This window comes from Pseudoalteromonas sp. 120-MNA-CIBAN-0494, from assembly GCF_040308885.1.
GTDB classification, from domain to species: Bacteria; Pseudomonadota; Gammaproteobacteria; order Enterobacterales; family Alteromonadaceae; genus Pseudoalteromonas; species Pseudoalteromonas nigrifaciens.
The window spans coordinates 1-24,271 of the sequence record NZ_JBEOOE010000041.1; the positions used below are offsets into that span (position 1 = coordinate 1).

Annotated in this window: 16 protein-coding genes and 1 pseudogene; 8 read left to right on the forward strand and 9 right to left on the reverse strand. The window is 37.7% G+C overall.

Features of this window, described 5'->3' with window-relative positions; genetic code table 11:
• Positions 1-119 precede the first annotated feature (119 nt).
• Positions 120-335, reverse strand: a pseudogene (locus tag AAEY55_RS16315) (GNAT family N-acetyltransferase); the annotation flags it as partial.
• Positions 336-347: 12 nt separating this feature from the next.
• Positions 348-5,105: a PAS domain-containing protein gene (locus AAEY55_RS16320; protein ID WP_089369187.1), complete on the reverse strand. Its 4,758-nt coding sequence runs from the start codon at positions 5,103-5,105 to the stop codon at positions 348-350.
• A 253-nt stretch (positions 5,106-5,358) separates the two neighbouring features.
• Between AAEY55_RS16320 and AAEY55_RS16325 the strand changes: the two genes are divergently transcribed.
• From AAEY55_RS16325 to bfr (AAEY55_RS16345), 5 genes are all read left to right on the forward strand, one after another.
• Complete coding sequence (locus AAEY55_RS16325) at positions 5,359-6,222, forward strand: cation diffusion facilitator family transporter (protein ID WP_089369186.1); 864 nt, start codon at positions 5,359-5,361, stop codon at positions 6,220-6,222.
• 92 nt (positions 6,223-6,314) lie between these two features.
• The gene (locus AAEY55_RS16330) at positions 6,315-7,385 is read left to right on the forward strand and encodes a PepSY domain-containing protein (RefSeq protein WP_089369330.1); all 1,071 of its coding nucleotides are present in this window, start codon (positions 6,315-6,317) and stop codon (positions 7,383-7,385) included.
• A 72-nt stretch (positions 7,386-7,457) separates the two neighbouring features.
• Complete coding sequence (locus AAEY55_RS16335; RefSeq protein WP_350552243.1) at positions 7,458-9,602, forward strand: TonB-dependent receptor; 2,145 nt, start codon at positions 7,458-7,460, stop codon at positions 9,600-9,602.
• Positions 9,603-9,855: 253 nt separating this feature from the next.
• Positions 9,856-10,326 (forward strand): bacterioferritin, encoded by a 471-nt coding sequence (gene bfr / locus AAEY55_RS16340; RefSeq protein WP_011329914.1) that lies wholly within the window; start codon positions 9,856-9,858, stop codon positions 10,324-10,326.
• Between the two features lie 14 nt (positions 10,327-10,340).
• Positions 10,341-10,805 (forward strand): bacterioferritin, encoded by a 465-nt coding sequence (gene bfr, locus AAEY55_RS16345; RefSeq protein WP_011329913.1) that lies wholly within the window; start codon positions 10,341-10,343, stop codon positions 10,803-10,805.
• Between the two features lie 80 nt (positions 10,806-10,885).
• On the opposite strand, the gene AAEY55_RS16350 is transcribed toward bfr (AAEY55_RS16345), so the two are convergent.
• Positions 10,886-11,080, reverse strand: coding sequence for a (2Fe-2S)-binding protein (locus tag AAEY55_RS16350; RefSeq protein WP_011329912.1), 195 nt, complete (start codon positions 11,078-11,080; stop codon positions 10,886-10,888).
• Between the two features lie 570 nt (positions 11,081-11,650).
• Between AAEY55_RS16350 and AAEY55_RS16355 the strand changes: the two genes are divergently transcribed.
• A complete protein-coding gene (locus tag AAEY55_RS16355) occupies positions 11,651-12,208 on the forward strand; it encodes a TMEM165/GDT1 family protein (protein WP_350552246.1) in 558 nt (185 codons plus the stop codon).
• Between the two features lie 78 nt (positions 12,209-12,286).
• On the opposite strand, the gene AAEY55_RS16360 is transcribed toward AAEY55_RS16355, so the two are convergent.
• The 6 genes from AAEY55_RS16360 to AAEY55_RS16385 all read right to left on the reverse strand — a co-directional run bounded on the left by AAEY55_RS16360 (position 12,287) and on the right by AAEY55_RS16385 (position 21,169).
• The gene (locus tag AAEY55_RS16360) at positions 12,287-14,464 is read right to left on the reverse strand and encodes a TonB-dependent siderophore receptor (protein ID WP_089369184.1); all 2,178 of its coding nucleotides are present in this window, start codon (positions 14,462-14,464) and stop codon (positions 12,287-12,289) included.
• 90 nt (positions 14,465-14,554) lie between these two features.
• Positions 14,555-15,076: a DUF6436 domain-containing protein gene (locus AAEY55_RS16365; protein WP_011329908.1), complete on the reverse strand. Its 522-nt coding sequence runs from the start codon at positions 15,074-15,076 to the stop codon at positions 14,555-14,557.
• The gene (locus AAEY55_RS16370; RefSeq protein ID WP_089369183.1) at positions 15,060-16,526 is read right to left on the reverse strand and encodes a methyl-accepting chemotaxis protein; all 1,467 of its coding nucleotides are present in this window, start codon (positions 16,524-16,526) and stop codon (positions 15,060-15,062) included. The genes AAEY55_RS16365 and AAEY55_RS16370 overlap by 17 nt, the downstream gene beginning before the upstream one ends.
• Before the next feature lie 217 nt (positions 16,527-16,743).
• The gene (locus AAEY55_RS16375) at positions 16,744-17,298 is read right to left on the reverse strand and encodes an isochorismatase family protein (protein WP_011329906.1); all 555 of its coding nucleotides are present in this window, start codon (positions 17,296-17,298) and stop codon (positions 16,744-16,746) included.
• Between the two features lie 97 nt (positions 17,299-17,395).
• Positions 17,396-20,179 carry a response regulator gene (locus AAEY55_RS16380; protein WP_350552250.1) on the reverse strand — a complete coding sequence of 928 codons (2,784 nt, stop codon included), beginning with the start codon at positions 20,177-20,179 and terminating at the stop codon, positions 17,396-17,398.
• A 99-nt stretch (positions 20,180-20,278) separates the two neighbouring features.
• Positions 20,279-21,169 carry a cation diffusion facilitator family transporter gene (locus AAEY55_RS16385; protein ID WP_011329904.1) on the reverse strand — a complete coding sequence of 297 codons (891 nt, stop codon included), beginning with the start codon at positions 21,167-21,169 and terminating at the stop codon, positions 20,279-20,281.
• Between the two features lie 219 nt (positions 21,170-21,388).
• On the opposite strand from AAEY55_RS16385, the gene AAEY55_RS16390 reads away from it, so the two are divergent.
• Entirely contained in the window at positions 21,389-22,828 is a 1,440-nt protein-coding gene (locus AAEY55_RS16390; RefSeq protein ID WP_350552253.1) for a diguanylate cyclase domain-containing protein, read from the forward strand.
• 390 nt (positions 22,829-23,218) lie between these two features.
• Positions 23,219-24,172 (forward strand): slipin family protein, encoded by a 954-nt coding sequence (locus AAEY55_RS16395; RefSeq protein ID WP_011329902.1) that lies wholly within the window; start codon positions 23,219-23,221, stop codon positions 24,170-24,172.
• Positions 24,173-24,271: the final 99 nt, after the last annotated feature.

Sequence of the window (24,271 nt, forward strand, 5' to 3'; positions counted from 1 at the left end):
TGTTGGGAATGCGGCTGCTGATACAATTCAAAAATACATTCAAGAGCAGGGCTAACTATTCCGATTCATCCCATCGACACCGCTTCGCGTCGATCAATGGGTTTTCTCGGAAAATTTCGATAAAAATAAACAGCAAAGCCAATGGGCTCGTCGCCATCAAAGCATATAATGCTATGCGCTGTTGCGCCTTCACTAAAAAGGGTATCTAAAATGGCTTGTTCATTGGTTTTAACTGCTTGTGGCTCTTTTTCATAAATAGCGAGCTCATTAATAAAGTGCAAAATGGTTTTTGCATCACTTGCTTGCGCATCACGAATGTCTATTGTGTTTGTCATACTGCTTTAACCTTAAAAATATTGCTCTAATTTATCTTTTAAAATATCAAGTTCAATTGGCTTGCTTAAATAATCATTCATGCCAGCTGCAATACACCGCTCTTTGTCTGAATCCATGGCATTGGCTGTTAATGCTATAATTTTAATTGCTTTATGCTGCTCGCCAGCCTCACCTTTACGTATTGCAATAGTGGCATCATAACCATCCATAACCGGCATTTGGCAATCCATTAGTACAACTTGAAAGTAACCTGCTTCATGTTTTGCAAGTTCCTCTAAAGCACGTTGACCATTTTCGGCTAAGACTGTTTCGCAATTGAGCTTTTTAAGCATTAAAGTAGATACTTGCTGGTTTATTGGATTATCTTCAACCAATAATATTTTAGCAGGCTCAATGGTTTTGGCTTTGCGCAACGATGAAATATACCCAGATGTTACCAATGGCAGTGCTTCGTGCTGCTCGCTATTAGTAATAACCGAAAGCGCAGAAATTAAATCGGCGGTTGTTACTGGCTTTGGAAAGTAAGCCTGAAAGCCTGCGTCAGAATAGCGCTGAGCCCCCTCTAAGCCTGCAATACTGGTCATCATTACTAATGGCATATGTTTGTAATCTGCATGCGCTTTTAATACTTTACATAACTCTATGCCATCCATGCCGGGCATTTGCATGTCTAATACAGCTATGTCATACATGCCCTGATTGTTTTTAACTCTATTTTCACAAATTAGCAGCGCATGTTCGGCATTATTTGCCAGCTCAACATTAGCTCCCCAGTGCTTGAGCTGCTCTGAAATAACCAAACGATTTGTTTCGTTATCATCAACTACCAATATACTTAACCCATTAATATTAGCCTTTGGCATATAGCGCTCTTGTTGATCGCCCTTTAGCACCTCCATGGTGACGATAAACTCACTCCCTTGGCCAGCATTACTTTTAATTGCAATAGCGCCTCCCATTAGTTCACATAACTGCTTACTAATAGCAAGACCAAGGCCAGTGCCTCCATATTCTCGAGTAGTAGACGCATCTACTTGCATAAAGGGTGCAAATAACTGTTGTTGTTTTTCTTTGCTAATGCCAATACCAGAATCTTTTACGCTAACTTGCAGCATTAGCTGGGCCTCAATACGCTCAATAGATGCGCTAACCACCACTTCGCCTTCGTTTGTAAACTTAACGGCATTACTTAATAAATTAGTTAATACTTGGCGTATTCTCCCTGGATCGCCACTTAACTGCGATGGCTCTAAGGCAACCAAATCTAAAATTATTTCTATGCCTTTATTTTGAGCTGTTAATGCTTGCCCAGCGGCTACTTCCCCAATTAAATCGCGGGCATTAAAATTAATACTCTCTAGCTCAATTTTACCTGCTTCTACTTTTGAAAAATCTAAAATGTCGTTTATTACACCCAGTAATGATTGCGCACTGGTTTTAGCAATTGCTACTTTAGTTTCAATAGGCTTGGGCAGTTGCTCTAACTGAATAAGCTCAAGCATGCCTAAAACACCATTCATTGGCGTACGTATTTCATGGCTCATAGTTGCTAAAAACTGACTTTTTGCTACACCGGCTTCTTTTGCCAAAACCAAAGCTATTTTTAATTCCTCAGCGGTTTGTTTACGGCGTTGTGACACTAAGGTACTGCCTACTAAAGTTGCTAAAGAGCGTAAGTAGGTTTCTTCACTTTGCGTCCATTGGCGAAACTCCCCAACGGTTTCTGCGCATAAAATACCTAAATTTCCGTCACCGGTTGTAATAACGGCATCTAGCATAGATTTTATATTATTAGGTTTTGCATAATGCTCAATAAAATCAACGGTAGCGGGATGATTATAAACATCGTCAATAGCTATTAAGTTTTGTTTATAAATAGCTTCGTAGTAGGCAGGGTAATCCTCTGCACTGAGCTGTGCATTACAGCAATCAACACCTTGCCCTTGTATATTTAAACTATGGCAAATCATTAAATCGCGTTGTTCGTTAAAAATCCAAATAGAAGCGCGCTGTACATCAAGCACTTCACACATAGACTTAACGGCTAATTTTTTTACCTCTGCCACATCACTGCTTTGCACTTCAGGTGCAACAGTAAGCATGGCTAAGCTTTTGTTATAACGATTGGCTTTTTCGCTTTCGAGTTCAAGTCGCTTATGCGCATCAATACTTTGAAAAGAGCCAAAAACACGAATGCACTGGCCGTTTTCAAACTCACTTTGCCCTATTGACTTAACCCAACGTTCTTGGCCAGTGTAAGTAACAATAATAAGCTCAATATTCCAGCTTTTCCCACTACTTATTGCACTTTCAAAAAGGGCATTAATTTTATCTCTGTGATAGCCTTCTTTATAATGATTTATTGCGGTGGCTATATCTGGAGAGTAACTCTGTGGCACTTCGTGAATTGCGCGTACTTCGTCTGACCAATAAAGCGTTTGCGCTTTTAAGTCTATTTCCCACGCACCTATTTGCCCCTGTTTACTCATAGATTCAAGCAGGCTTTGCTGACGTGTTATTTTTAATTGCGCCTGATAACGCTCTGTAATATCGAGTATAAAACCATCTAAATATAATACGTTTCCGTCAGTGTCATAAATGGCTTGGCCTTTTTCATTTACCCAACGTACTTCATTACCTTGCGTTATGATCCGGTATTCAACAGACCAAGGCGTGTGCTCGTCAATGCACTTAATAATCGTTTTTTCAATATCGTCACGATCGTCCGAGTAAATTATTTCTAAATAACTTAACTGCTTATTCTCTAATATTGCCTCAGCGTCATAACCCGTAAGCTCTTTAGTTTGCTTACTCATATAAAGCATAGTCCACACTTTATCGTACTTACAGCGGTAAATAATGCCTGGAATATTGCCTACTAACGAGGCAAATTGGTCACGACTATTTTGTAATTCTAGCTCTGTTGCTTTTTGTTCTGTAATATCCAAATGGGTACCTATCATCCGCTTTGGTGAGCCATCATCATTCCATTCAACCACTTTTGCAGTGTCTAGTATCCATACCCAATGACCTTGTTTATGTTTCATACGTGCTTCATTAACGTAATAGTCTGTTTCACCAGAAAAATGAGCGTTTAATTTTTGCTCCGAAACGATTAAATCGTCTGGGTGGGCATACTTATACCAAGTGCCTATTACTGCTGGGCCTAACTCATCTAAGGTATAGCCAATTATTTCAGCCCAACGGTGATTAAAAGTGACTTTACCTGTGTCAATGTACCAATCCCAAATTCCCACAGCGGTAGTATCTATTACCAACTGTAGTTGTGCTTTATGCTCTTCTAGCTCTATTTCTTGTAACTTTAATGCGGTTAAATCTGTTCGAATGGCTATATAGCTTTGTGGCTTAGCATTTTCATCTAAAAATGGCGCTATGGTGGTATCTACCCAATATAAATTACCTTGCTTGGCTTTATTACATATTTTCCCATGCCATACTTTTCCCTGTTTTAGGGTTTGGTACATTTCTTTAAAAAACTGTTTTGGGTGAGTGCCCGAATTAAGAATACGGTGGTTTTTACCTATTAACTCGTGTTCGTCATAACCACTTATTTCACAAAACTTTTTATTAACAAAAGTGATAGTGCCTTTTAAATCTGTTGCAGCCACAATCGTGTGCTCATCAAGTGCACTTTTTTGCTCTGCTAAGTGCCTTAGCACAACCTGTAGTTCAGTCCCTTGTTTATAAAACTCTGTTAGTTGTTGCTGTTTATTTTCGGCCAATTTACACAGCTTACTCGATAACAAATTAAACTCTTGGCTGTCGGGTAAAATAGGTACTTGGGTGCTTTTCCCCTTGGTAATTTTATCAACAAGGGCTGTTAAGCGCCTTAATGGATGAAACAATACTCGACCAAACCACCAAGAGCACGCTAAAACAGCCAACAACATAAGCAGTGTTGCCAAAGCAAAATACTTAATAGAATAAGTATTTGTTAGCCCCTGAACATTCGGCTTAGACACTAATAGCAGCCAGCTTTGATCACCCAAAAAATTCAGCTGACTAACAAAGCCATACATTACATCATTATTTTCGTTGTTATAGGTAAACGTTTTTTGCATTAATTGTGTTTTATTTAATAATGTTTGCTCTGTTGATGGCTGTTGGTTTAATAAAGGCAAACTATTACTTGGCAATAAACTAAAACTAAGCTCGCTGTTTTTAGTATACATTGCATTTAATTGATTCATTAGCCACTGGGGGTTTATATCGGCTAAAAGAATACGGCTTAATTGTTGCTCCGTATTATATATACCAAGCGCAATAATAAAATGTGGTTGTTTTTCAATTAAAAATGATTGAAATGAAGGCGTTGCATGCTCACTCAAGCTAGTATGGATATTAGTTAACGATTGAGGAGCTATTTTGCTAATAAAAGAAGATGTAGGTGTAGCAAGCAAAGCTGCGCTATCTATTAGCTCTACATTATTTACAAATTCGTATACGTTAACAAACTCAGTTATTGCACTTTGTTGTTGCACAGAGTTAGTCGTTAACTGGTTTTTAAGTAACTTAAAATCTTTAATATAATCAGCCAGCCAAAAGCGACTAAACTGCTGAGCAATATTTGTTACCTGTTGTAATTCAGTTTGGGCGTGTTGTTCTGATGTATTATTTATTCGCTTAAAGCTCAGCCAAGAAAACAAACACAAAGGTATTAATGCAATAACTACAAAGGCTATAGTTAGCTTACTTTGTACAGACTGTCCTTTACCTGCTAGCTTTGTGAAGCTCAAACCTTTATTCATACCTGAATTACCTAGTAATTTTACCCATTTTAATACTATGTATTAATGCATTAAAAAGCCTAAGACGCAAGTTTTGCGCTAATAAGCCCATGAATTTTTATGTGTTTTACAAACAGTACTGCTACCTGGATTTTAACTAGATATACGCCTAAGTATACACAATGAGTTAGCTAAGTTTCATCAAGCCCCGTGTAGCTGTTTTTAGCTGCTCGTGATATAACAATCTTAATATAAGTAGTTACTTGGGGATATTATGGGTCATGACCATGCACACAGCCATGTAGACGACAGCCAAAGTAACAAGCAACTCGCGCTAGCTGTTGCCATTAATGTTCTGCTTACTGTTGCGCAAGTTATTGGCGGAATATTTTCTGGCAGTTTGTCACTCATGGCAGACGCACTGCATAATCTTAGTGATGCAGCCGCTATATTTATTGCCCTTGTTGCGCGTAAAATTGGTAACAAACCTGCCGATAACACACATCACTTTGGCTACAAGCGCGCCGAAATTTTAGCTACTTTGTTCAATAGCAGTACATTAATACTGATAGGTGTGTATTTAATTTTTGAAGCTATGAGCAGTTATTTAAACCCGCAGCCAATTGATGGTTGGATCATAGTGTGGGTGGCTGCATTTGCCCTGCTAATAGATTTAATCACTGCACTTTTAACTTACCGAGCTGGCGCAAATAGCAGTATGAATATAAGAGCTGCTTTTATTCATAATGTATCTGATGCGATGGCGTCTGTTGTGGTTATTGTTGCAGGTACTTTAATTATTTTGTACCAGTGGTATATAGTTGATTTAATTGCGACAATTTTAATTTCTTTTTATGTTATTTACCATGGCGTGTTACTGCTTAAACAAAGCTGTCGCATTTTAATGCAAGCTGCGCCTAATAACTTTGATACCCAAGCTGTTACATGCGCTCTCACCAAAAACTTTAATATAGAGCAAGTAATAGCTATAAAAGTATGGCAATTAGATGATAAAACCAGTCATTGCGAACTGCTGATTAACGCTCATAACTCACTTGATTTAGCAGCCGTTAAACACTTTTTACAGCATAATTTTAATATTGAAAACTGCATAATAGAAAAGCACAATAATTTATAATAAAAATAGCTTTATAAACAAACTTTCAATTGAAAACTGCTCTCATTATCATTTACAATTAGGGTTCTTAGCTCACAATTGAGATGCCGTTTTTGAAACTTTGGTTACGTAAAATTCATTTAACACTTGCCCTACTCAGCGGGTTGTTTTTATTAATAGTGAGCCTCAGCGGAGCGGTGTTAATTTACGCAAAAGATCTACAACACCTTACCCAGCCCGAAAAATGGCTAGTAACGCCTGCAGAAAAACCGCTAAATTTCGACACTTTAATAAATAGTGTGCAAACTCAAACCCAACAAAAAACTGTTTTTTTAATGCCTGAACAAAACCCTACTATGGCATGGCAGTTTAGATTAGCTAATAATCACTACGCGAGCGTAAACCCCTACACCAGCAATGTTATTTATACTTACCAAAGTACAGATACAATTTATGGTTTTACGCTTGCTTTGCATCGCTGGTTATTATTTGAGAGCAGTGACGGTAATAAACCATTTAAAAATTGGATGTCGGTATGTGCATTACTGCTGTTAATAAACGTATTAATAGGCTTTTATTTATGGGTAAAACCTAAAAACCGGATAAAACGTTTAGCTATAAAACCTAAAGCAAAACTAAGAGTACTGCTGTATCAGCTGCATACTGTGTTGGGAGTTTACTTTTTTGTGCCATTAATACTGATTGCCTTTACGGGTATGGCGTTTAATTGGAAAACGCAAACGCAGTCTGTTTTAGAATTGGTAACACAAAATAAAGTAACAAACAGACCTGCGCCTCCCAAAATACCTGTACTTAAAAAAACCGAATTACAATACAATTTAGCAATTAATAATGCTCAAGCCATATTTCCTAAAGGTGAGCCATATAGGGTATACCTACCTAAAAAAGCGGATGACGCGATTGCTTTAAGAATACAAAACCCAGGAGAAAGCCATGCCTATAGCTGGGTATGGGTCAATCCTTATACTGCAAAAGTAGTCAACTCGTTCGATGCAAATAGCACCAATTTCACCACGCAAGCATGGAACTTTAAATATGCCTTTCATATTGGTAATTTTGCTGGGCCAGTTGTACAGTTTTTATGGCTACTAATAACCCTATCACTGAGCTTTTTTATTGTAACGGGTGTTTACTTTTGGTTAAAAAGACGCAATCGAAAATAATTATCATTAACACTTGTGACTGCTATTGTTAATAGTTATCATTACCAAAATTAATTATTTATCTGAGTTACCATGTTAAAAACCTCACTTTGCTTACTTTGCTTACTTAGCGTCGCTGTTAGTGCTTGCGCAATTGCCGATGAAAATAGTAAAAACAAATATTCTGCTGATCAGTTAGAACACGTTATTGTGTCGGGTAGTCGTATATTTGAAAGTATTGATGAAGTTCCTGCTTCAATTACTGTTATAAATCAGCAGCAAATTCAACAACACTTAAAAGTAAACCCAGAACTAAGCAGCTTACTCGCACAAATGGTACCAGGATTGGCTCCTAGCACCGGCAGCTCCAGTAACTCAGGCCAAACACTGCGTGGTCGCGCACCTTTAGTTATGATTGACGGCGTACCACAGTCAACTCCACTGCGTAACGGTTCATTGGGCATAAAAACGCTAGATGCCAGTGCCATTGCACGCATAGAGGTTATTAAAGGAGCAACCTCTATTTATGGTAATGGCGCTGCTGGCGGCATAATTAACTACATAACAAAACAAGCGAAAAGTGACGGCCAGCCTGAGGGCGAAATTAGTATTTCTAGCCGCTTTAGTGCTGTTAAGCTTGATGAAAGTGCCGGTGCAAGAATATCGGCAGCTGTAAATGGTGGCTTAGATAAGTTTAGCTATTTAATAAGCGCCAGTTACGAGCAAAACGGTGTACAACGTGATTCAGAGGGTGATATTTTAGGCTTGCAATATGGTTTGTCAGACTCAGAAACACAAAACTACTTTACTAAACTAAGCTACGATTTTGATGATGATAAGCAACTAGAGTTTAGTTATAACTTTTATAGCTCACAGCAAAAAACTGATTTAGGGGATGTTACTGGCGACGGTAACATAGGTGAAAAAACCTATGCGATTCACGTACCCAAAGAGCTGCAAAAACAAGGTAAACCGCAAGGCCCCGAAGGCAATGTAAATATTACTCTTAAATACCTAGATTACGCCTTATTCGATAACACCCAAATGACCTTAGATCTGTACAAGCAAAATATAGAAAATGTATTTTTCTTTTCAACTAATTTAGCCAATCTTGATGATGGTTATAGCGGTGGTCAATCTGTTATAAAGTCAGATAAACTAGGCGCAAGAGCCACATTTAATAGCCAATTTGACTTTGATAATCTAACAACCACCTTAATATATGGTATTGATGCCCTAAACGATAAAACCTCACAACCTTTAGTTGATGGCCGTATATGGGTTCCTGAAATGGACATGGATAGTGTTGCTGGTTTTTTACAAACAAAGTGGGTAATTAACGACGATATTATTTTAAAAGCCGGTGTAAGAAAAGAAAGCATAGATTTAACGGTAGCCGACTATCAAACATTAAAGCTATGCAGAACCGCTACGCAATGTTCAGTACCACTTAGTGTGCGCGGCGATACCATAAATTACGATGCAACAACTTACAATGCTGGCATTAAATATAATTTAAGCCCTGCCTTTAGCCCATTTTTTAGTTACTCGCAGGGCTCTGATATATCAGACATAGGCATACTATTGCGCGCAGCTACTGTAAACGATATAGCGCTTATTCAAACACAAGCATCAATTATAGATAACTACGAAGTAGGTTTCACCTCACAATTTGATGACCTGCGCTTTGAACTAGCAGCATATAAAAGCACGTCTGAGCTAGGAACCAGCAATAAATTTAACGATGTAACAGGCGTTTATGAGCCAATACGCGCGCCGCAAAAAATATGGGGCTTTGAAGGCTTAGTAAATTATGCCATTACCCCACAACTTAAATTAGTTGCCACATATAGCTACGTTGAAGGTAAAGATACCCAAGCCGATGAATACTTAGGTGCTAAACAAATTAGCCCACCAAAAGCGACAGCCAATTTAGCGTGGCAGGCCAGCGACGACATAGCTCTTACATTTAGCTATTTATACGTTGGCGATAGAAAGCGCTTTGATAAAAACGAACAAGGCCAATACGTTGGCGATCAAGGTCCTGTAAGTAGTTACGATATAGTTAATTTGAGTGGTCAATATCAAATTACTCCACAATGGAGCAGCTATTTTGGGGTCGAAAATTTATTTAACAGCGACTACTACCCTGCTCGTGCGCAATCATATACTTATGGTGGCTACAATATTAAAGGGCTAGGCACTACGGCAACTCTCGGTGCTAAATATCAATTCTAACTGATTTAAGTAACTTTAAAGGCATGTTAAGCATGCCTTTTTAAATTATATTAAAATATGTGTATTAACTCTCATCTCGCTCAATTAACAATACCTATTATAAAAATTAAAAACTGCTTACAAACCAAGTAATAACGCAAACTTAAATAAGAATCAAAACCAATAGTAACATTATGATTTTTATAGAAAAAACTTGCAATAGCTGCAGTTTGCACTACACTGGTCGCAATTGAACTTGTTAAGGTGATCTATCATGAAAGGTAATCAAAAAGTAATCGACGCATTTAATACATTGCTAGCCAACGAATTAGCAGCAATTGACCAGTATTTTATTCATTCGCGCATGTACGATGACTGGGGATTAGCTAAACTTTATGAGCGCCTTAACCACGAAATGGAAGAAGAGAAAGATCATTGTGACTGGTTAATAAAACGCATTCTATTTTTAGAAGGTGTGCCTAACATGACTAAACGTCGTGATTTATTAATTGGCACCGATGTTAAAAGCATGATGCAAAACGACTTAACACTTGAGCTTGAAGTAGTAGCTAGCGTAAAAGACGTAATCGCAATATGCGAAGAACAACAAGACTATCAATCTCGTGCCATTTTAGAAAAACTATTATTTGATACCGAAGAAGATCATGTTTACTGGTTAGAACAGCAACTTGGTTTAATTGATAAGATTGGAACGCAAAATTATCATCAAGCACAAATGGCTTAGTAGGAGTATATAGTATGAAAGGCGATAAAGACGTTATTGCAGCACTAAATAAAGTACTCGCTAACGAGCTTGTTGGTATTAACCAATACTTTTTACACGCACGTATGTTTAAAGATTTTGGCTTTAGTAAATTAGATAAAGCAGACTACAAAGTATCAATTCAAAAAATGAAAAACGCGGATCGTTTAATTGAACGTATTTTGTTTTTAGAAGGCTTACCAAATCTTCAAGACCTAGGCCGTTTACGTATTGGTGAAAACAGCGAAGAAATGATTGCTGCCAATATGAGCTTTGAACTTGATACAATTGATGAGTTACGTAGCGCAGTTAAACTGGCTGAAAGTAAAAAAGATTATATTACTCGTGAAGCCCTTGATCACATTTTAAATGAACAAGAAGAGCAAATTGATTGGTTAGAAACTCAGCAATTACTGATTGAAAATACCGGCTTAGAAAACTACCTACAGTCGCAGCTGTAATAGTAATTAACACGCATAAAAAAAGCAGCTTAAAGCTGCTTTTTTTATATCTAAATTTTGTAATGTAATTTTTAACTAAATTAAGCCACTTGATCCGTTATATCGGCAATTTGAATAAGCTTACGATTAAGGATCTTTTTAGTACAACCACAACACTTACCGCATTGGCTGCCCACTTTAAGCTCTTTAGTTAACTCACGCATGGTTGTTGCACCATCGTCAATTGTTTGTTCAATTTTTTTATCGGTCACACCGTGACATAGACAAATATACATGAATACAAACCACTCTCAATTACATTTAGTAGGTGCATACTAATCTAAATGGTAATGGTTATCAAACACTTTTGCAGTTAATTATGTTTTTTTTTGATCTTATTTTAAGCAGTGCTACACAGGTTAAAATAATCAGCGACTGTTTAAAAAAGTATATGTTCCAAAATTGTATGTCCGTTGAGGCCCTGTATTCAATTTTTAAAACAACCACTGAGCACCTGTACGCTTAAGCTATTCGTTTTAATTACTTATAGCGCTTAATCTATGGTTCAAGATTTACTATCTAAAAGGTTTGTGGGATAATGCGCGTCTCTTAGGGGAGTAGCCCGCTTAGTAATATCAATCGTGTTGGAAAAGTGAGTAATTATAGCCTTGTATATCGCTACAATAACCACGCTTTAATATTATTGGTGTCACAAGTAAACTTATCAACATAATTGCACCTCACGTGCGTGGTAAGTTTGTAATGTTGTAGCAAGCATTATCGGCGAGACCTAGGTAGATAACTATCCTCAAGGCGGGAGATAGCTATTTGCCTTGGTTTAGTGCTCCCGCCTGTAAGTAGTTGTAATGGAAATATTTTTAACCTCAACCGTCACTGTTGCCCTTGCGGAAATAGGCGATAAAACTCAGCTTTTATCGTTACTGCTCGCTGCTCGTTTTCATAATAAAATTGCACTCATTTTAGGTGTATTAGTCGCAACTATTATTAATCATGGCTTATCTGCTTGGTTTGGAGATTGGCTTAGTGGTAATTTTGCTATTGAGTACCTACCTTGGGTTGTGAATATTAGTTTTATTGTGGTTGGCCTTTGGCTGCTGATCCCTGATAAAGATGAAGCCGTGAGCCATAAATACGATCGCTATGGCGCATTTTTAGTCGCTTTTGTATTGTTTTTTATTGCTGAAATTGGCGATAAAACACAAATAGCCACTGTGCTACTTGGCGCACAATATCAATCAGTATTGTGGGTTACTATTGGTACAACTGTGGGCATGTTAATTGCCAACGTACCGGTTATTTATGCAGGTAATGTGCTACTAAAACGCATTCCTTTAAATAAAGTACGAATTATTGCAGCCAGTGTTTTTGTGCTGTTAGGGCTATATGGCATAGCAACTATTTAGGCTCAATACTTTTATTATTAAAAGCCCTCTGCTCATTATCCATAAACGAGGGCTTTTAATTTCACATCAGCTTAAGTATTAAAACTGATATTTAGCCGATAAGTAAACACGTCTTGGCTCACCCGGAAAATGCCCAGTGCGATTTATAAAGCCGCTTGATGCGTACTCTTTATCAAACACATTTTTAATTGATACTTGCCACGTCCAGTTTTCTAACTGAGTTTTCCAGGCCATATTGTAAATAGTATAGGGCTTTACATGGGTGCCATCTAAACTTACTTGCTGATCAACATAATCAAGGCCAGCAGCAATAGATGAGTTAATGCTGGGTAGGTCATAGCGAGTCCATACTCCGGCAGTATTTTGGGGGGCATTGGCAAACTTATCAGAACCAGCAGCTTGCGCTGAAAAGCCTTCGCTTTGCTCGTTTATACGGGTATCGTTATACGCGTAACTGGCCGTTACTACCCAGCTATCGGTTATGTCGCCAACCACCTCTAGCTCAAAGCCATCGCTTTGCACTTCACCTAGCGATTCTAGCTGGTCAATACCCGAATCATTTTGTAGTAAGCTTGTTTGCAAAATATTTTTACGCACAATTTGATAGGTCGCGATATTAATCGCCAAGGAGTCATCAAATAATTTAGTGCGCAAGCCTAACTCTGTAATATAGCTATTTTCTGGGGAGAATGGCCCACCTACTAACTCAGATTGGCTTGCCGCATCTTGCGGCAAAAAGCCTGTACCATAAAGCGCATATGGAAAAAACGTATCGTTAATATTATAACTGGTGCCAATACGCACCGTAACATCACTATCTGAAAACTCTGTATTGCTGATCTGATCAGTATCTTCAAAGTGATCGTAGCGTAGCCCCGCTGTTATATTCCACTTTTCGGTAATATCTAGTTGATCTTGCAAATAAACCCCGAGCCTTTTAGATTCAGTACTAACAAATCGTGGGGTTATACTTTGTAAGTCGTAATCGGCGCCCGATGTTAAACCATATTGCGGATTGATTAACGATAGTCCAGGTACTGGTCCGCCTTTACTTGCTTGTTTGGCGGTGCGGTATATAGCATCAAATTTAGCAGCATAATAATCTGCGCCTACTAAAAACACATGCTCCATATTCGCAATCGTTGTTTGTGCTATTAAACTAGCAGTTAAACTCAAACCTTGGTTTTCGCGCGCTTGATCTCTAAATTCACGTTCACTCCAATCAACTACACCGTCATTATCGGTATCTAACAAGCCCCGCGGTTCGTGATAGTTTTGCTGTTCGGTATTAGTAAAGTAACGCGCTGTTACATCTGTACTAAATATATCATTTAACTCATTTTTATAGGTTGCCTGATACACATCAGCTGACACTTTTTGATAATCGCTTGCTTCGTTATGGTTCCACTCACGATTAGCAATAAAGTCGCCGTTATCATCTACAGGTACGCCACGTAAACGGGCTCCTGCTAAGTCTTGATCTATATTAGTGTATTGCAGCACTAAATTTGACGCATTATCAAAGTCAAAGCGATAACCTAAATCGATAATGGTGTTGTCTTCGCCGGTGTTATACCTAAACGGATTTTGGCTTTCTTTATACACGCCCACTCTGTAGGCTTGTGTTTGCTCGTTGTTTACACTGCCTGTAGATTCAAAAGCACCACTAAAAAAGTCATCATTGCCAAGCTCTAGTTCTACTGTAGTTTTAGCAATATATTGTGGTTTTTTAGTCATGTAGTTAATAATGCCACCTGGATTACCACTACCATAAACCGCGCCACTTGGGCCTTTAAGCACTGCTACTTGCTCAATATTAAATAACTGCGGTACGGCAAAACCATTAAAAGGGTCACCTTTTACACCATCGTATAAAATTTCGTCTTGACGAAAGCCTCTAAATGTTACGCCCGAATAGCTAAAGCCATTAACGCCTGCAATGTTACTATATAAATCAGTAATTTGACGTGCTGCTTGGTCACTAATTAACGCTTGCGGTAATATTTGAATCGATTGAGGTATTTTTTCTAAGGGGGTATCTGTACGGGTACCAAATGCTGACTCGGTTGGCCTATATAACGAAAAAGCACGGCCTACTACTTCTATTTTTTCAATATTATTCTGAGCCGTTGCGCTATTGAGCGGTATTGTTGAGGGCGGTGCTGTTGTTGATTGTTCAGCTTCTTCGGCGGCAAATACACTGGCAGAATTAAATATAATTGATGAGATTGCGATAGATAAAAGAGTAAATTTCATGAGAGATAACTAACAATAATACAGTGAACGCATGTTAATGCTAACCACTCTCATTTGCAATTGATTATTCTATATAAATAAAAGCTTTGCCTATGTACTCGTAACGCAATAGCAGCCTTTAGTGTCAGCAATTAATAACTGTGAATTAAACCCAGCTGTTAAGTTACTAATTACAGTTTCTACAAAACCGCTTCCTTGCGAGCACGCTAGTCCTTCGGATAGCGGCCCGGCATAAACAAAGTCCCCATTTTTATCAATAATTACAGCAGCAGGGGTTGCTGGAATGGCTTGCTTAAGTTGTTGTGTAAGTTGCAACTCTTGCACGGCAAGTCCTTTACTTTTTGCAAATGCTTGCAACGTCGTAATGTGCGCTTGTGCTTGCTTAGTACAACCGCAATTTTGCTCTGTAATAATAACAAGCGATGCCACGGTATTACTAACCACTAACTGTTGTTTAAATTGCTCAAACCAATTTTGTTGCTTTAGCATTTGCGATTCATCAAACGGCTTTAGTTGCCCAAGCTGAAAGTACACCAGCCCAGTCACAACCAGTATAAACCACGCGGCAACAACCCCTACAATAAAGTAATTCGACTTACTTAAATTTTGCAATACTTTGCTCTAATACATCAATACTTACGTCAATTAACTGTACTTTAGCTGTTAACTGCTTAACTATTTTTGTGTCTTGGTATTGGTTTTGGCGCATTTTGTCTGTGCTTAGTGCTATTTGCGCCGTATTACCCGCTTGCTCGGCAACTACTTGAGCCACTGAGCTAGTACTGCTTGATACCGCTTTAATTTGTTCACTCATAGATGAAATGTTTTCTTTCATCGTGGTGCTTATTTTTGTTAAGTCGACTACAAAATCAACACATTGGCTCATAGACTGAGTAGATGTGCGGCTATTGCTAACCAAGTCTTTTAAGGTAGCGGCTATTTTAGCCGTAGTTGCTTGGCTATTAGTAGCAAGTGAGCGCACTTCTGATGCGACAACAGCAAAGCCACGACCATGCTCTCCGGCTCTAGCGGCTTCAATTGCGGCATTTAAAGCCAGTAAGTTAGTTTGATCTGCTATTCCCGATATTTCATTAAGTAAACCCGATATTACGTCGCCTGCGCCAACAAGATGATTTATTTGCTCTTCCGTATGATTAAGTAGTGTTAATAGCTCTCTGCTTTTACTGTCTGTTTGTGACACTTCTTGCAAGGCATTGGTCGCAGCTTGAGTAATATTATCTACTTGGTGTTTTAATACTTCACTTTCTTGCTCAACAAGTTTAAAGCCATGAGCAACTTGCGCACCAGAACTTGCAATATCGTCGGTTTGTTGGGTGCGCTGATCTGCACCTTCGGTTAACTCGTCGTGCACTTGGATCAGCTCTTGTGAGCTTACCTTTAATGACTCTGATTGAGTTTTTACTTGTTTAATTACATCTGACAAATACTCTAATAAGGTATTAAAGCCGGCTACCGCTTGGCTTTTTTGATCATCAGCACGTAAAGAAAGTTTAATATGATTAGGGTCTTGCATTATTTGCTCTGTCGCTGAGCTTAACGATAGCCCAGCACTACGTTCGCGCTGCAATGTTTTAGCAATATAGCCTGCAACAAACACTTCAACAATGGCATAACCTGCGTGTATTAGCACTGTTGTAAAGGCAAGCCTATCTGGATCAAACACGTAAAAACCTGTGTTTTGAGTTTGTAGGTAATAAAACGATAAGTGATGTACAGCAACAAACACAATAGCAGTTATAAAAACACGCCATTGCACAAACATAATTAACACCGCCATTAAAATAAATATTTCAAAATGCACTTCAATCAAACCATAGGTTTGTTGAATATGTAAAAAAGAAAACATCATAATGGCTGCAGCGACAACGTGGGGCGTTAAAGCATTATTAGGTTGGGTTTTTAATAACCAAATTGGTAATAAGCAAAGCGGTAAGCCAACAATAAAGGCCTCGCTCAATGTGCCAAAATATAAACCAACTCCTATTGATTCTATAAATAAAAGGCTAAAAATAACCGTAAATAAACGCGCAACACTAGACATAGTAGCCTTAAATTAAGTTTTTTAATAAAATTAAGCGAGGTAATACGTATTAAAGTTTAAAAAAGTTCATCGGTTACCCCTAACAAGCAAAAAAATGCTGAAATATTACACTTAACTTAACAAAGTAGACGAGTTAATTACATTATTTAAATATATTGACCTAATTGAATTGTTATTTACCCAACAAGCTAATAAGTTTATGTACAAGCAAAGCCGGCTATTTAATAATAGGTAATATTTTTTTAAAGTTAGGTGTTGCTGCTTGCTTGGTCCATTGAAAAATAATGCTCTCGGTACTGGAAATGATCGCACCTGCTTGGCGTAGTTGCTCAGTAGCAATTATTTTGTGGTTGTCGTTACGTGAACCTATCGCATCAACTGCAATGATCACCTCATAACCGTACTGCAATAAATCTAAGCATGTTTGCAACACACAAACATGCGCTTCGGTACCAATAACCACGACTTGCGGGCGAGTATACTTAGCGAGTTGCGCTAAAAACCCGGGCTCTGCACAGGCACTAAAGTGGGTTTTATGAAAATAATCTGCTTGTGGCAAAGCATCCTGTAAGGTTTGATTGGTTGCGCCCAAACCTTTTTTATATTGCTCTGTAATAAGGGTCGGTATTTTGTGCACTAAGCTGGCTTGCGATAACTGTAATGAGCACTTTAAAATGGCGCTAAAGTCAGCTATGGCTGGCTCAAGTTTCGTTTGTATATCAATAATTAATAACACACTGCGTAAAGCATCCACATTACTCATTTTGCTCATACTTCCTCCACTGTCCTGTTTAGTGTTAACTGCTTGTAACTAGCTCACTCTAATACGAACACCAAAACAAAGCTACTCTGCTCGCTGTTAGTATTGTTCAACTAGGCTTAAATAAGTTATTAATACACTGATACAACTCATTTTTATTGATGGGTTTGGCTATAAAGTCATTCATACCGGCGTTTAAGCATTTTTCTTTATCTTCGGCAAACGCATTGGCAGTAATAGCTAAAATTAATACGTTTTTACAATCATTTGGCATTTTGCGTATTTTTTGTGTGCATTGATAGCCATCCATATTGGGCATTTGGCAATCCATTAAAATCAAATCTGCGGGGTAGCTTTCTAAGCAATGTAACGCTTCAAGGCCATCGTTTGCCGTTTTTATCTCGCATCCCGTTGCAATCATCATTTTGGTGATTACTATTTGATTAATTGGATTATCCTCTACGATTAAAATACGTTTTGCTGCTAAATCAGGAACAGAACTGTCGGCTATCTCCTTAACTGGAGCCTGGCTTAGAATGAGTGGGATTTTTATTTTAAAACAGCTTCCTACCCCTTCTTCACTGCGCAGGGTAAGCGAGCCGCCCATCAGCTCAATTAATCGTTTACTAATTGTTAGCCCAAGCCCAGTGCCGCCATATTTTCGGGTAGTGGAAACATCAGCTTGTGTAAATTCTATAAATAAATTTTGTTGTTGCAGCGCAGAAATACCAATACCAGTATCGGTAATTTTAATGAACAAACAATCATCCTCTGCAAAGCAATCCATAGTAATTAAACCAGTGTCAGTAAATTTACCCGCATTACTGAGTATATTGTTGATAACTTGAGAAAAGCGTAGTGAGTCTAACGCTATAAATGGCGGTAATTCTGGAGCAATAGTTAGCTTAAATGTAACGTTAGCGCTTAATCCCGAGTTATCAAAAACAGTGGCTAATTGGCGTATTAGTTTTTTAATTTCAGTTGGTTGCACATCTAACTTTAACGCATTAGCTTCTATTTTAGAAAAGTCGAGTATCTCATTTAAAATAAGCAGTAAGTTATGGGCACTTTGTTGGATCATTTGCAGCTCATTTTGTTCATCGGCAGCAATTTTAGAATTTTTTATTAGCAACTGAGTCATGCCCAAAATACCATTAAGCGGAGTGCGAATTTCGTGACTCATATTGGCCAAAAATAATGACTTAGTTTTATTTGCTTTATTAGCAACCCCTACAGCTTTAATTAGCTCTTCTGTTTTATCTTTTACTTGTTGCTCAAGCTTTAAATTAAAGTTTTTAAGCTGATTATTCAACGCTTCATTTTTACTGTTTGCGGTGCGTAACTTATTAAAGTTATTAGTCATCTTAAGGGCTAAACTTGCAAACTGTTGTTGTAACTTTTCAACCTCGTACCAGGTATTAGTATGCGAAACTAACCCTACTGTTTGTTCATCGGTTTCGAAGTTATCTATTTGCTCGGTTAACTTTATTATCGGCGTTACTAACCACTTACTTAGCTGCGTAATAAAAACACTGGTTAGTACAATTATAAATAAGATCAACACCAGAGATTGCCCCCACGCTTGGGCTGCAACATTATTGGCATACTTTTTATTCATTAATGTGAAAATACGCCAATGATTTAATGCCGATGTAGTGTCTTTTGAGTAATATTGCTGCGCGTTTGTTGCTGTAAATGCGCTTGTTTGTTTAAGGCTTTGCAGCGCAACTACATCTTGTTTGCTAAGGGTTTGCATCTGCTTAAAGTCATTTAAGGTTGAAAATACTACCTGATTGCTTTTATCTAATATAATTAAGTCGGCTTGGCGCTTAAATAAGGTAGGTTGTAAATCACTAAAGTTTTCAAATAACAATGAGCCCTCTACTACCCCCTTAAACTGCTGGTTATTATAAACAGGGGCCGATATTGCCACTATTGATTGCTGTCCAAACCCTCTTCCTTTAAAAATACCAGAAATAAATCCATTTTGAGAATCAATTGCTTGGTAAAAATAATCGCGATCAGCAACATTAGCAACAGCCTTACCTTTTAACTGCTGTGTTTTTGACGTTGTGGGATAAAAGTAATTTACGTTGGCAAGTTCATCGGTACTTATAGCAGTTATAAACCCAGGATATAACTTCCCTAAAAGCTCAATAGCACTTTGTGGGCTATGCCCTACGCTAATATTTTGTGCGGTCAGTATTACTGCTTTGCGATGGTTTTCTAAATATAAATCTAGGCTTTGCGCTATTTGTTGGGACTTTTCGTTTAGTTGTGCGTTTATTTCGTATTCAACCCTAGAGTAATGGTTATTAATAAGCACAATTGAAGTAAGCACTACCACTAAAATAACGAGCAAAGTTACAATATAATTAAGGATTTTATACAAAGAACCATAATGGCGAGACCAAGAATGGCGATTAAAAAAGAAACTAAATAAATCAATTACGCATAAATAAATGGCGGCATTTAAACAATATTTAGCAAGCGCAGTAACCAAAGGTAAAAAGCTAATATTAAGAAAGTAATGCCCAAACCCCCACAGTAATGGCATTGCTACTACAAGCCAAAACAGCATTCCTCTAAAAAATAAAGGCCTAGAATAGCGCAGACAAAAAAAGTACACCCATAGTATTTCTAAACCAAAAACGATTGAAGGCCAAGCATGCCCCCAACGATAAAATATGCCTAGGGTGCTTAAAGTAAACACAACTAACGAATAGCGCCAGCCAAATAATAATAAGCTTAAAAGAACAAAAAATTGCCCTAATAAAAACTCAGAACTATTAATAAATAAGATTGGGAGGGTATTTACAAAAGCAGCGGTAATACCAAATAAACACGACACAATAAAGTTAAAGTAGCGATGCTTACTTGCTAGTAAAGGCATAATTAGATTCCAAAAAATTGCTGTTGATTCAATTTGTTCCTACAACAGCTATTATTTACATATAGCTTAAACTAAGTCATATGCTGCAATTTGCCAAGTTTAATTAACACTACTGCAACTACTTTCAATTTGTAACACACTATTTGTTACATTAAATTTTGAACGCAACAGGTTTTCGACCTTTAAGCGACATGCTTTATCGTGTTTTTCAATGGTGCAGTGTTTTTTTAGCACTATATGCGCACCCACTATTACCGTTTTATCTTTTCGTACTACAGTTACATTATGCACATTTTTTACATGCTGAATTGTGGTAATTGCTTGCTCAACTTTAGCTACTTTAGGGAGTTTATCTTTATTTATGTACAGCCCTTTAACGCAACTTATAATAACCTTAATACCGGTGAATAAAACGAATGAAGCAATTAACATGCTCGATAAAATATCGATAATATCCCAACCAGTCAGGTAAATTAACACTCCGGCTATAAAAGTAGAAATAGTAGATATAATGTCAAAAAACGAGTGTAAAAACACCGCATATACATTAATACTTGCTTTACGGCCTTTATATAACACCCAAGCAGCGGCACCATGAAACAAAAAACCAAGCGCGGCAATGGCCGACATTAAAAAGCTATTTATTTCAAGCTCGTTGCCTTCATGATGGTGCATAAAACGCTCGCCACCTTCATACAATATAACCAAGCTAATTGCTAAATATAAAAAGCCATTTATAAGGCCTCCTACTAACTCAGCACGCTGATAGCCATCGTTATAGGTTTTAGCAAAGTGAATCGCCAAGCTCGAGGCAATTAAAGCAATAAATAAAGAGCTGTTATGAACAAACAAGTGCCCTGCATCGGCTAATACTGCTAGTGAGTTGGCGTAATATGCGCCTATTAATTGAATAACCATAAAAGAGCAGGTGATCGCCAAAGCAATTAATAAACGGCGACGGGAAGCTTTATGTGTCGTTATTTCGGTCATGAAATACTTAAGTACCTATACTTAAAACAAAGTAAGCTTCGAAAAAGCTCAACGGGGAATACGTAATGATATACAGTATCAATTATAATACGTAAACCTAATAAACGCACTAAAAAATTGGGAAAATAGAAACTTCTGTACTAAAAGTATTTAAAAAGGTATAAAAATAACAATATATTATAAAAATAATAACGTTTAATGTTTAGCTTGGAGAAACAAGTGAGTGATGACTCAATACTAAAATTGTGGCAGGTTTTAAATAAACTCAGTTTAGCTATTTTATTATACGACAATAAAAATAATACTTATTGTGTTAATACTGCGGCGCAAACTTTATTTGATTTAAAGCATTGCGACAATTTAGATAGCACTGCATTTAATGCTGTCACCCTCCTGAGCGTGCATAATAATAAACATATTGCTATTGAGTCATTATTCGATTCAAAAACTAGCGCTAATATACAGCTAAAAAAACAACAACAAAGCATACCGTTAAATATCGCCCTTACCCAATTATCTGATTCTGTTTCTATGTTGTGTTTAGAGCCTTTAAAAAGCGATGTAATTGAGCTCTATAATTTTGATCGGGTTATTTCTGAAATATCAACAGACTTAATCGACATACAAAATGATGATATAGATTTGCATATTAATTTTGCGTTAAAAGCCATTGGCACTGCATTTGCTGCCGATCGCAGTTATTTATTTGAATTTAATACCGACAACGAAACCATTACTAACACCCACGAATGGGTGAATGAAGGCATTGAACCTTTCAAACAAAGATTACAAAATGTGCCAAAAACCGAGCTACCCTACTTTTTTGAAGTAATGAACGCTACGCATTTGTTTCAGGTAAACGATGTTTTAAAATTACCTCAAGCAGCAAACGCTGAAAAAGTTGAGTTTCAGATACAAAAAATACAATCTGTTTTATGCATAGGGCTCCTTTTTGATAAAGAGCTTATTGGTTTTATAGGCTGTGACTGTGTTAATTTTAAGCGCGCATGGACACACATTGATCTGATCAGAATAAAATTAGTGGGCGAAATAATTGCCAACGCATTAAAAAATATAGATTACAAAAAAAAGCTGCAACTAGCCCAGCAACAACTTATTACTGCTAATCAAAAATTAAGTTTATTAGTTAATACTGATGGTTTAACTAATATAGCCAATCGCCGCTGTTTTGATGAAACACTTAAAAGTGAAATACGACGTTGTGCTCGTAATAAGCAATCACTTAGCTTGATTATTTGCGATATAGACTTTTTTAAACGCTATAACGACAATTATGGCCACCAAAAAGGCGATGACGCACTTAAGCTAGTTGCTAAAACACTAAATCAACTTTGCAGGCGCGAGGGCGATTTAGCTGCGCGTTATGGCGGGGAGGAATTTGCAATTATTTTGCCTTCGCTTAACGCAGCAGAGTGCCATCAATTTGCATTATTATTACAACAAAAAATAGCGCTGCTAAACAAAGTACATAGCGACTCTAGTGTTGCAAAAACACTCACACTTAGCGTGGGCTTTTATAGCACATATCCAACTAAAAACACCCGCCCCGAAACAATTATTAATAATGCTGATGCAGCCTTATATGAAGCTAAAGAAACGGGCCGTAATAAAATTTGTCAGTTTTTTGAAAGTAATTGAATATCACCTTACTAGGGTCTGTTGACCCTTGCGGATTAAAATTTGTTCAAACTAGGGGCGATTTAATCACGGCGCGAGGTTTGTAACCTAGTGGGCTAAGTGAAAACCGAGTAACAAAGAGTCAATCGCCCCTAGGCAGAACCCTTCGGGCAGCGCATGTTTGGCATTGATGCTACGTTATCGCCTATTTATGGGGAATAACCACACCACATAGGCTCTGCCTTGCCTAAATACCAAACACACTGCTGTAAATTTAACCTTGAAAGATCAACAGACCCTGACTATTTTATAGTGAAACCACATCAGCAATGTTACTCTAGCAACGTTGAAATTATAAACAACACAAACAATTCAACTTGTTAACTCTTTATTATTAGAAGGAATATTTACATGGACCCGATTGCACAAGTGCTCAATACAATATTTACCGTTGAAGCATTTTTACTCATTTTTGTTTTAGTACTGCTAAAAAGTAGTGTCAAATTTGTACCACAAAACCGCGCTTGGTTAATAGAACGCTTTGGTAAGTATCAATCAACTAAAGAAGCAGGTCTAAACTTTATCATCCCATTTATTGATCGTATTGCTGCAGATCGCAGTTTAAAAGAACAAGCACAAGACGTGCCTTCACAGTCGGCAATCACTAAAGATAATATTTCGCTTACTGTAGATGGTGTTTTGTATTTCCGTGTGCTTGACCCATATAAAGCAACCTACGGCGTTGATGATTACATATTTGCTGTAACTCAGCTTTCGCAAACAACCATGCGTTCTGAGCTTGGTAAAATGGAATTAGATAAAACTTTTGAAGAGCGTGACGTACTGAACACTAATATTGTCACTTCTATCAACCAAGCGGCAGAGCCTTGGGGTATTCAAGTATTACGTTACGAAATAAAAGATATTGTGCCACCACAATCTGTAATGGAAGCGATGGAAGCACAGATGAAAGCAGAGCGAGTTAAACGCGCACAAATACTTGAATCTGAAGGTGACCGTCAAGCCAATATCAATGTGGCCGAAGGGCGTAAACAAGCACAGGTATTAGGTGCTGAAGGTGAAAAGGCAGAACAAATTTTACGCGCAGAAGGTGAAGCTAAAGCAATTATTGCAGTTGCCGAAGCACAAGCCGAAGCCCTGCGTAAAGTGGGTGAAGCTGCCGATACAGAGCAAGGTCAAAAAGCAATTCAGCTTGATTTAGCAACTAAAGCAATAGCTGCAAAAGAAGCCATTGCCAGAGAGTCATCAATTGTATTGCTTCCTGATAATGCCACCGATGCAAGCTCAATGGTTGCACAAGGTATGGCCATTATTAATAGCTTAAATAAAAAGCATCAAGGCTAATAACTAAATAAAGGAGTCGGTAGAGCCTGTAACGGATTCTGTGTAACTGCCCGTTTTTAGATTTTAAATATGCTTGCTGAGTCGTTCCTCAAATTCAAT

What these genes read in the sequence shown, in the direction of transcription:
- AAEY55_RS16320 (WP_089369187.1), bottom strand. Translation starts at nt 5,105, where the DNA reads ATGAATAAAGGTTTGAGCTTCACAAAGCTAGCAGGTAAAGGACAGTCT.
- AAEY55_RS16325 (WP_089369186.1), top strand. Translation starts at nt 5,359, where the DNA reads ATGGGTCATGACCATGCACACAGCCATGTAGACGACAGCCAAAGTAAC.
- AAEY55_RS16335 (WP_350552243.1), top strand. Translation starts at nt 7,458, where the DNA reads ATGTTAAAAACCTCACTTTGCTTACTTTGCTTACTTAGCGTCGCTGTT.
- bfr (WP_011329914.1), top strand. Translation starts at nt 9,856, where the DNA reads ATGAAAGGTAATCAAAAAGTAATCGACGCATTTAATACATTGCTAGCC.
- bfr (WP_011329913.1), top strand. Translation starts at nt 10,341, where the DNA reads ATGAAAGGCGATAAAGACGTTATTGCAGCACTAAATAAAGTACTCGCT.
- AAEY55_RS16350 (WP_011329912.1), bottom strand. Translation starts at nt 11,080, where the DNA reads ATGTATATTTGTCTATGTCACGGTGTGACCGATAAAAAAATTGAACAA.
- AAEY55_RS16355 (WP_350552246.1), top strand. Translation starts at nt 11,651, where the DNA reads ATGGAAATATTTTTAACCTCAACCGTCACTGTTGCCCTTGCGGAAATA.
- AAEY55_RS16360 (WP_089369184.1), bottom strand. Translation starts at nt 14,464, where the DNA reads ATGAAATTTACTCTTTTATCTATCGCAATCTCATCAATTATATTTAAT.
- AAEY55_RS16370 (WP_089369183.1), bottom strand. Translation starts at nt 16,526, where the DNA reads ATGTCTAGTGTTGCGCGTTTATTTACGGTTATTTTTAGCCTTTTATTT.
- AAEY55_RS16375 (WP_011329906.1), bottom strand. Translation starts at nt 17,298, where the DNA reads ATGAGCAAAATGAGTAATGTGGATGCTTTACGCAGTGTGTTATTAATT.
- AAEY55_RS16380 (WP_350552250.1), bottom strand. Translation starts at nt 20,179, where the DNA reads ATGCCTTTACTAGCAAGTAAGCATCGCTACTTTAACTTTATTGTGTCG.
- AAEY55_RS16385 (WP_011329904.1), bottom strand. Translation starts at nt 21,169, where the DNA reads ATGACCGAAATAACGACACATAAAGCTTCCCGTCGCCGTTTATTAATT.
- AAEY55_RS16395 (WP_011329902.1), top strand. Translation starts at nt 23,219, where the DNA reads ATGGACCCGATTGCACAAGTGCTCAATACAATATTTACCGTTGAAGCA.